Origin of the sequence: Rhodoferax sp. UBA5149, from assembly GCF_002413825.1 — a bacterium.
Classification (GTDB): Bacteria; Pseudomonadota; Gammaproteobacteria; order Burkholderiales; family Burkholderiaceae_C; genus Rhodoferax.
The window spans coordinates 36,083-39,175 of sequence record NZ_DHXT01000180.1 but is presented as its reverse complement, the minus strand read 5'-3'; the positions used below and the strand labels follow the sequence as shown (position 1 = coordinate 39,175).

Annotated in this window: 3 protein-coding genes and 1 pseudogene; 2 read left to right on the top strand and 2 right to left on the bottom strand. The window is 65.4% G+C overall.

Annotated elements, in window-relative coordinates:
• Both B3V69_RS16270 and B3V69_RS16265 read right to left on the bottom strand, forming a co-directional pair.
• Positions 1–411, bottom strand: a pseudogene (locus tag B3V69_RS16270) (twin-arginine translocation pathway signal protein); the annotation flags it as partial.
• 31 nt (positions 412–442) lie between these two features.
• Entirely contained in the window at positions 443–1,438 is a 996-nt protein-coding gene (locus B3V69_RS16265) for a sugar nucleotide-binding protein (RefSeq protein WP_296448051.1), read from the bottom strand.
• Positions 1,439–1,545: 107 nt separating this feature from the next.
• Between B3V69_RS16265 and B3V69_RS16260 the strand changes: the two genes are divergently transcribed.
• Together B3V69_RS16260 and B3V69_RS16255 are read left to right on the top strand one after the other, a co-directional pair.
• Positions 1,546–2,445, top strand: a complete 900-nt coding sequence (locus tag B3V69_RS16260; RefSeq protein WP_349679224.1) for a LysR family transcriptional regulator — start codon at positions 1,546–1,548, stop codon at positions 2,443–2,445.
• Positions 2,446–2,533: 88 nt separating this feature from the next.
• Positions 2,534–3,093 (top strand): alpha/beta fold hydrolase (locus tag B3V69_RS16255; protein ID WP_296448064.1); only part of this gene is annotated, 560 nt, incomplete at its 3' end.

The window sequence follows — 3,093 nt, the reverse complement described above, 5'->3', positions numbered from 1 at the left end:
AATCTGGGCAAACAACAGGTCTTTTTGTACCGTTGCGTCAGGCGACAGGCGCACGCGCGCCGCCAGGTCCAGCAACTCCAGGAAAGTGCCATGGCTCATCATGATCTGGCGCGACAAGGGATCGGTCTGCGGCAGCAGCCGGTGCAGGTCGCAAGTCAGCAGAATTTCGTTGGGCGTGCCCAGGTCGGCCACCCAGGACTGCAGGTTGTGCGAGTGCGGCGCCAAAATCGCATAGCTCAGCAACCAGCGTCGCACATCCTGTTGAGGGTCGGCGTCGCGACCCGGCCCCTGCCAGGCTTCGATCGCTTCAGGCGGCATGCCCGCGCTGCAGGCAGCCAGCCCGGCCGTCGTCACGGTGGCCGCGGCAACGGCACCGCCGCCAGCAATGCGAATGAAGTTGCGACGCTGCATGGTGCGTGCCTCTGAAAAAATGCTGAACAAATCAGGCGACCGTTGCCCGGCGTTGCCGGGGTGCCAGCAAAGGCGCCACCTTAGCCAAATCGGTCAGCGCTGTCTGTGCGGCAAGCGACAACGCGGTATGCGGCTCCGCCCCGATCAAGGTCGTGAGCTTGTCATTGGCCAGTGCATGGGGGGTGTGCCACAGATAGCGCATCTCCAGCAGCGCCGCCCAGGTCGGCACAAACCAGGCAGCGGCGCGGATCACGGGCCAGGGCAGGGTGCGCAGTTTCACCGCGGCATCGGGCGGGACCCAGCCCTGGGCACGCGCCAGCGGGGTCAGCGCGTCCAGCCACTGTTGCGCCGTGATGCTGTAACCGGAGAAATGGAAAACCTCGAAGGGGCGTAGCTGCGTGCGTTTGCCCGCCACCGCGACAAAGGTGCGCGCCAGGTCAGGCAGATAGGCCCAGGCGGTGGCCACATCGCGTTGGCCGGGGTAAGTGAAGACGCCTTTGCGGATGTCCTTCACGATGATCGAGTCAAACCAGGTGCCGCGCCCACTGCCAAAAAAATCGCCGGCGCGGATGACCACACCGCGCACACCGGAGCGCTGCAACTGCGCCTCCATGGCGATGCGGATCTGCCCTTTGATCGTTTGCGCCGCCTGGACGGTTTCTTCGCGCAGCACGGGCGGCATGGCGGCGCCAAAGTTGTAGACATTGCCGGGCAGCATCAGCGTGGCGTTCAAGGCCCGCGTGACGGCAATGGCAGCCTCCATCATGGGCGTGACTTGCGCGCGCCAGGCTTGGTGGGTGTAGGCGGGGTTGAGCGCATGCACCACCACCGCCGCGCCTTGCGCCGCTGTGGCCAGGGCTTGGGTGTCGTGCAAATCAGTGCCCAGCCACTCGATGCGCGGGTCGGCTGGCACCTCGGCGCCCGGGCGCGTTTGCCCCAGCACACGCCAGCCGGCATCACAGAAGGCGCGCGCGGCGGCCAGGCCAAAACGCCCGCGGGCGCCCAGAATCAGAACAGTGGTTTGCATGGCTCTACTCCTTCAGAATGGTTCGATGGCGCTATTGTGAAAACAAACGGCTAGCCCCACAATTGCATAAATAGCCATACCAGACATGCATTTATGAATACCTTTGAATGAGCAGCTCTTTGCCACATGGCTTTGACTGGGGCCTGATCCGCTCCTTCCTCGCGGCACTGGATCAGGGCAGCCTGCTGGGTGCGGCCCGCGTGCTGCGCATCAGCCAGCCGACCGTCGGGCGCCACATCGCCGAGCTCGAGAGCCAGCTCGGCGTGGTGCTGTTCGAGCGCACCGGCCGCGGCCTGCTGCCCTCGGCCACGGCGCTGCAACTGGCCGAGGCGGCACGCGGCATGGAGGCCGGAGCCCTGCAGCTGGCGCGCACCTTGTCGGGCGCGCAAACGCAAACCAGCGGCAGCGTGCGCATCACCGCCAGCGTGCCGGTGGCCGTGCACCTTATGCCGCCCTTGCTGGCCCGTCTGCGCCAGGCGCTGCCCGACATCCAGATTGAGCTGGTGTCGAGCAACCAGGTCAGCAATCTGCTGCGCCGCGAGGCCGACATTGCGGTGCGCATGGTGCGGTCGGACCAGTCGTCGCTGGTGGCCCGAAAAATCGGCGTGGTGGGCTTGGGCGCCTACGCCCACAAGCGCTACCTGGCGCGCCACGGCGCCTTGCGCCAGCCCACCGAACTGCTGCAGCACGCGCTGATCGGCAGCGACGCTGACCCCGCCATTCTGCAAGGTTTTCAGGCCATGGGCTATCCGGTCAGCCGCGCGTCGTTTGCGCTGCGCAGCGACGATTTTCTGGTGCAGTGGCAGGCCGTGCGCGCCGGGCTGGGCGTGGGTTTTGCGGCCGACTACCTGGCACGCACCGAGCCGGACGTGGTGCAGGTGCTGCCGGGCTTGCTGAAAATTCCGCCCTTGCCGATGTGGTTGGCGGTGCACCGCGAAATCCGCACCAACCGCCTTATCCGGGCGGTCTACGATTTTCTGGCGGAGGCCTTGCCGCACGTGATTTGAACTTTTACATTAGCGTTGATAACGAAGGTAGATAGCAGCACCCTGATCCATCCTTGCCCCGGAACCTCTACCGGAACGAAAGCACAGCATGAACTGGTTTGAAGATTTTGAACCACGCCACTTCGATGTGGTCGGCGCCCGCCTCCAGGCCCACGTGTCACGCGGCGTGCCGGGTGTGCGGCCGGTGTTGCTGCTGCTGCACGGCTTTCCACAGACCCATGTGATGTGGCACCGTGTGGCGCGCCAACTCAACAAGGACTTTTATCTGGTCATGCCCGACCTGCGCGGCTACGGCGACTCGTCCAAGCCGCCGGACCTGGCGGACCACAGCAACCACAGCAAGCGTGCCATGGCCCAGGACATGGTCGAGCTCATGGCGGCGCTGGACGTGGCGTCTTTTGATGTGTGCGGGCACGACCGCGGCGGGCGCGTGGCGCATCGGCTGGCGCTGGACCATCCGGCCCGCGTAAGGCGCTTGTGCGTGATCGACATCGCGCCGACGCTGGACGTCTACAACGCCACGGACTTCGAACTGGCCCGCACCTACGATCACTGGTTTCACCTGATTCAAGCCGCACCCTTGCCCGAGGCCATGGTCAACGGCAGCGCCCTGGTTTATTTGCACGCCAAGCTCGGCGCCTGGGGCGC

Bases quoted from the DNA above. Each gene is read 5' to 3' on its own strand.
- B3V69_RS16265 (WP_296448051.1), bottom strand. From the start codon at position 1,438: ATGCAAACCACTGTTCTGATTCTGGGCGCCCGCGGGCGTTTTGGCCTG.
- B3V69_RS16260 (WP_349679224.1), top strand. From the start codon at position 1,546: ATGAGCAGCTCTTTGCCACATGGCTTTGACTGGGGCCTGATCCGCTCC.